The following is a 5,171-nucleotide window of genomic DNA, read 5'->3' as shown; positions in this document are numbered from 1 at the left end:
TGACTTCCTGATGAGCTCCCGTCACGACAGAATCCTCTCTCCGGATACCGCCACGGCTTATTTAAAAATATCCGACGGCTGCTCCAACTGCTGCGCCTACTGCGCCATTCCATCCATTCGCGGCAAAGCACGTAGCCGCCGGCCCGACGACATCCTGCTGGAAGCGCAAAAACTTGCCGATCGCGGCATCAGGGAAATCATCCTGATCGGTCAGGATACAACGGCCTACGGACGCGATCTGAAAACCCGTCCGAAGCTTTCCGCTCTTTTGTCTGATCTGGCATCCCTGCCCGGCTTAAGCTGGGTCAGACTGCTCTATACACACCCGGCACACATCACAGCAGACGTGCTGGAAGCCATCGCAGGTCATCAAAAGATCTGCCGTTACATAGACCTGCCGGTTCAGCATATTGACAACACGGTCCTGACCGCGATGAACCGCGGGGTTTTTTCAGAACGAATCCGTGAAATCATCAGCCTGTCGCGGAGCCTCATGACGGATGTTGCACTCCGGACATCGCTGATCGTCGGTTTTCCGGGAGAAACGAAAAAGCGGTTCGAGCGTCTGCTCGATTTCGTCAAGGAAGCACGGTTTGATCACCTCGGCGTATTCACCTATTCCCGTGAAGAAGGCACGGCTGCGGCAAAAATGCCTTCGCGGATTGGCGAGAAAGAAAAAGAAAGAAGACGCGATCTCATTATGTCTGAACAGGCAGATATTTCTTATGCCATAAACCAGAAATTAACCGGATCGGTTCAGGAGGTGCTGATTGAAGAGAAAAGCGACCGCGAAGGATTTGCGTTTATCGGACGCTGCCGAAGGCAGGCCCCGGAAATCGACGGCGTCACATACATCCGAAACAATGGCGCTAAAATCGGCAGCATTATGAAATGCAAAATAACCGCGGCCGATCACTATGATCTGTACGGAGAACTCCTGTAAAACATATTTGACAATCGTCACGGATTTCTCATATAGTTTTTCCAAATATTCTTGAGGTTACAAGGGTCATGCAGATATCCGATGTTTTCGCTGCTTATGCTGATGAGATGGTTCAAATCGAGGCCTACCTCGATCAATACATCTCGTCCGACATCAAACTGATTCCCGAAGTGGCGCACCATTTGATTGACAGCGGGGGCAAGCGGTTCCGACCCTTGCTGCATCTGATTTGTGCACGACTCTGCGGTTTTACGGGAGAGTCGCGATTTCCGCTCGCCGCATCCATAGAATTCATCCACACAGCCAGTCTCCTGCATGACGATGTCATTGATGAAGCCGTCATCCGCCGCGGCAAAACCTCCGCAAACCATGTCTGGGGCAACGCCGCAAGCGTCCTGGTTGGTGATTTTCTTTATTCCAAAGCCTTCACTCTTTTTTCCATAATCGGCGACCTTGAAATTTACCGGCTGATGTCGAAAATGACCAACACCATGTCGGAGGGCGAAGTGTTTCAGTTGATGAAGTGCGGAGATACAAATCTGACAGAAGCGGAATATCTGAGTATTGTAGAAAAGAAAACCGCCGTATTGATTTCCGCCGCCTGCGAAAGCGCTGCGGTTCTGGCATGTGCGTCAAATGAGCAAATCCAAGCGCTGGGGCAGTACGGATACAAAATCGGCATGGCTTTTCAGATCACGGACGACACCCTCGACTACATGGCCCAGGAGGAAGATTTCGGAAAAGCCATCGGCAAGGATCTGGAAGAAGGCAAGATGACGCTGCCGCTTATCTACACACTGGCCAGATGCTCTCAGACCGAACGGGATATGATTAAAACCACCATAGAAAACAAATCTTTTTCGCCTGAAACCATCAGAAAGATCTTTGCCCTGATCCAGGGTTCCGGCGGTATCGACTATTCGCTGACCCGGGCGCAAACATTTATCCGGGAATCCATCAACGATCTGGACGTGTTTAACCAAAGTCCCGCAAAAGACCATCTGCATGCAGTAGCCGATTACGTCCTGTCGCGAAAACAATAGCCGGGAAATACACGGCTAGGTATGTCCAAGCAGGTGATAGAACAGTTTCGTTGTCATGGATATGTTTGTGGCCGTGCTGAAAACAAAATTTCTGAACGTATGGGAAAGATTGTCATATTCCTTCTGAAGCGCCGCGCTGTCCAGAACATCGGCCTGGAAAGGGCTCGATGTCATGACGGACGCGTATAAAGGTTCATGACCGAAGGCCATGAAAGGAATCTTACCGAAAACATCGTCTGCTCCCAGAGTCATGAGATTCACATCTCCCTTGAGACCCTTACCAATGATATCGGCTGTTCCCTCCCTGATAATATAGAACTCCGTATTATTGTGAAACTGACTTTCAACAACCTTGTCTTGCGGCAATTCTCTTGAGTATTCACCAATATGGGCCTGAATGGCATTGATGTTGATCATCCTGAACCTGTTATCAAGGCTCAGAAGAATCTTTTTGAAATCCTCCGACAGTAACGAGTACTCCTGGTTAAGGGCTTCCGCATCGAGCAGACACAGCTGAACGTTATCTTCGGCAATCACCGTGGCGCTTCTCTCGTATGCACCGTAAAGGAACGACCGGATGGTCCCGATAAAACATCCTTCTCCAAGCCTGGCCAGGGTTATGGCGCCTTTGGGTGTTTCCTTGATGATCTTTACGGTACCGTCAGCGATGACCCACAGCCATTTGCCGTGGTTGCCCTCTTTCACGATCGTCGCGCCGGCGGAATAATTTTCTTCGATTCGCACATACCGGTAATCGACGTTTGGCCCTTTAATAGGCTGCAGAAAATCTGCTTTTACACCGCCGGCTCCGCCTTCCTCTCCTTCTTCCGGACCGACGGGACCGGAACCGACCAGGGCTATCCCTCCGTCATCCACCAGACGCAAAGCATCCAGCACAATCTCCATCATGCTCTTTTTAATGACACGTTCAACGCCGGTTAAATCACCTTCTGCAAAATCATACGTTCCGTCAGTCCACCCGAAAAGAGCGTATACCGCGTCCAATCCTTTCAGTTTGCCCAAAACGGCATTAATCGGCTGGCCGTCGATAAAATGCACAACGCCCTTATCCGCTGAATATTGACTCCGCAAGGTCAATGTTCCCGTGCAATTATTTCCTCCCAGTAGCTGAAAAACATCAGCAAGCGTTAAGAATATCAGGCTCCCGGAGAACACGATGTTATTGGACATAGTTTTTTATTTCCTTTTTTTTGCGTTGAGGAAGGCCGTCTGCATTCCTGATCTATCATAAGCCGGTTGACCGTTTGTTCTGAAGGGCCACAAGCCTGTCACAAAACGTGCTGATCGGCAAACACTCCTTAAATCTTTGTTAATATAGAAAACGCGGTTTTGGATGTCAAGAAAATCTTCATGCCGCAAGGATAAAGCGCACATTCGACGTTTTCCGCCAGGTGTAAATCGTGTTTATTGCCTGGTGAAGGCCCGTTTTTCAATAAACGGGCCTGTCGTTTCTCCCCGGACATCAAGCTTATATGACGAGCTTTTCGCCCCCATTACAAAATAACCGGCGGTTCGCAATATTTTGAATCGATAGTTCCCGCCCGGTCGTCTTTCAATGCCTGCGGCAGATGTTCCAGAATATCCGTTGCGGTGATGCCGTCCAGGCCTTTTTGCCCGGCTGCCAGATCTCCCGCATATCCGTGAAGAAAGACACCCTTGCGCGTTGCCATCTCCGAACTCAAACCAAATCCCTGCAAAGCTGCGATGCATCCGGTCAGTACGTCACCGCTTCCGGCTGTCGCCATTCCCGGATTGCCGCTCAAATTGACATACACCCGGCCATCCACCAACCCGATCAGCGAATGAGCGCCTTTGAAAACAACGGTTGCGTTGAATTTCGCGGCCGCCGCCCGCAAAATATCAATCTTATCGGCATTCACCTCAGCCACGGTCTTGCGCATCAAACGCGCCATCTCTCCCGCGTGAGGGGTGAGAATCGTTGCCGCTTTTCTTTTGAGCAGTATTTCCGGCCGCTCGGCAATTGCCGTCAAACCGTCGCCGTCAATAAGAAGAGGTTTAGAAATGACGGCAGCCATCTCGCGTACGAGCTTTGTCGTTTCCTCCTGCAAAGACAGGCCCGGCCCGATCACCACCATATCGGCCTTCTCCGCAAAAGACAGGAGTTCCGGTTTGGCTTTTAGAGACAGGCTGAATGCCGCTGTTTCCCTCTGCGGCAGATAAACAATTTCGCGTCCCGACTGAGCAATGAACGGGATGATCGAGGCGGGCGCCGCAAGCCTTGCGTAGCCGCCGCCCGCTTTCAAAAACGACATGGCGGAAAAATACGGTGCGCCAAAGTAATTGGCCCCGCCGGCAATAAACAGCACATCACCCATCGACCCCTTATAGGCCTCGGCAGATCGTGGAGGCAGCAACACCCGCTCATTGGTCTGTGTCAGAAGACTATCCCGGTCATAAAGTGCCGGAGGAAAGGAAATATGTGTCACAAAAAGCTCTCCGCAATGGTCATAACCTGGATAAAGCAGGTTGCCGATTTTCGGCAAACCAAACGTTACGGTGTAAGCGGCCCTGACCGCGGCCCCCACGACCCTTCCCGTGTCACCTGAAATCCCTGAAGGAATATCAAGACTCAATACCGGGCGTCCACTGGAATTAATCAGACTGATCACATCCGCGGCCAATCCCTTGACATCTCGATCCAGTCCCGTACCGAAAACAGCGTCCACGACGGCATCACAGTGCAGCGCGTCAACCCGTGCTTCATCGGCCCGGCTCAACAGTTGAACGTCGCCGAACAGGTTGCACAAAACATCATAATTCGTCCTTGCCGCTCCACTGTATTTCTTCGGCGAAGACACCAGGAATACTTTTGCCTGCCCGCCTGCCGAGTAAATCAAACGCGCCACGGCCAGGCCGTCGCCTCCGTTGTTGCCGGCTCCGCAAAAAATCACAAACGTTTTGCCTCGGATACCGATTTTTCTTTGCAACAGAACAACAGAAGCCAGTGCAGCGTTTTCCATCAGGATTTCTTCAGCAAGACCTAATTTTTCTATTGCATGCCGATCCATCCCTCGCATTTGTTCCACGGTGGCCAGTTTCATGGTTTTTTTCCTCACATTCCTCATGTTTTGATTTGAATAATTCTTTTTATAGTATAAAATAATTCATCATTATTTACCAATAACATTTTAAGGAGAGGTTAT

Annotated in this window: 4 protein-coding genes; 2 read left to right on the top strand and 2 right to left on the bottom strand. The window is 50.6% G+C overall.

The features are described 5' to 3' along the window. Window positions 1-10 precede the first annotated feature (10 nt). Both CVU71_18380 and CVU71_18375 read left to right on the top strand, forming a co-directional pair. Window positions 11-943: a hypothetical protein gene (locus CVU71_18380; protein PKN16872.1), complete on the top strand. Its 933-nt coding sequence runs from the start codon at window positions 11-13 to the stop codon at window positions 941-943. 68 nt (window positions 944-1,011) lie between these two features. Next, window positions 1,012-1,986, top strand: a complete 975-nt coding sequence (locus tag CVU71_18375) for an octaprenyl diphosphate synthase (protein PKN16871.1) — start codon at window positions 1,012-1,014, stop codon at window positions 1,984-1,986. Window positions 1,987-2,001: 15 nt separating this feature from the next. Here the strand turns inward: CVU71_18375 and CVU71_18370 are convergent, their stop codons facing one another. Together CVU71_18370 and CVU71_18365 are read right to left on the bottom strand one after the other, a co-directional pair. Continuing rightward, entirely contained in the window at window positions 2,002-3,177 is a 1,176-nt protein-coding gene (locus CVU71_18370) for a hypothetical protein (GenBank protein PKN16870.1), read from the bottom strand. Window positions 3,178-3,500: 323 nt separating this feature from the next. Then, a complete protein-coding gene (locus tag CVU71_18365) occupies window positions 3,501-5,069 on the bottom strand; it encodes a bifunctional ADP-dependent NAD(P)H-hydrate dehydratase/NAD(P)H-hydrate epimerase (GenBank protein PKN16869.1) in 1,569 nt (522 codons plus the stop codon). Between the last annotated feature and the right edge of the window lie 102 nt (window positions 5,070-5,171).

The organism is Deltaproteobacteria bacterium HGW-Deltaproteobacteria-6 (genome assembly GCA_002840435.1).
Taxonomy (GTDB): Bacteria; Desulfobacterota; Syntrophia; order Syntrophales; family Smithellaceae; genus UBA8904.
The sequence above is the reverse complement of the archived record's forward strand: the minus strand, read 5'-3'. Positions and strand labels throughout refer to the sequence as shown.

What these genes read in the sequence shown, in the direction of transcription:
- CVU71_18380 (PKN16872.1), top strand. Translation starts at nt 11, where the DNA reads ATGAGCTCCCGTCACGACAGAATCCTCTCTCCGGATACCGCCACGGCT.
- CVU71_18365 (PKN16869.1), bottom strand. Translation starts at nt 5,069, where the DNA reads ATGAAACTGGCCACCGTGGAACAAATGCGAGGGATGGATCGGCATGCA.
- CVU71_18375 (PKN16871.1), top strand. Translation starts at nt 1,012, where the DNA reads ATGCAGATATCCGATGTTTTCGCTGCTTATGCTGATGAGATGGTTCAA.
- CVU71_18370 (PKN16870.1), bottom strand. Translation starts at nt 3,177, where the DNA reads ATGTCCAATAACATCGTGTTCTCCGGGAGCCTGATATTCTTAACGCTT.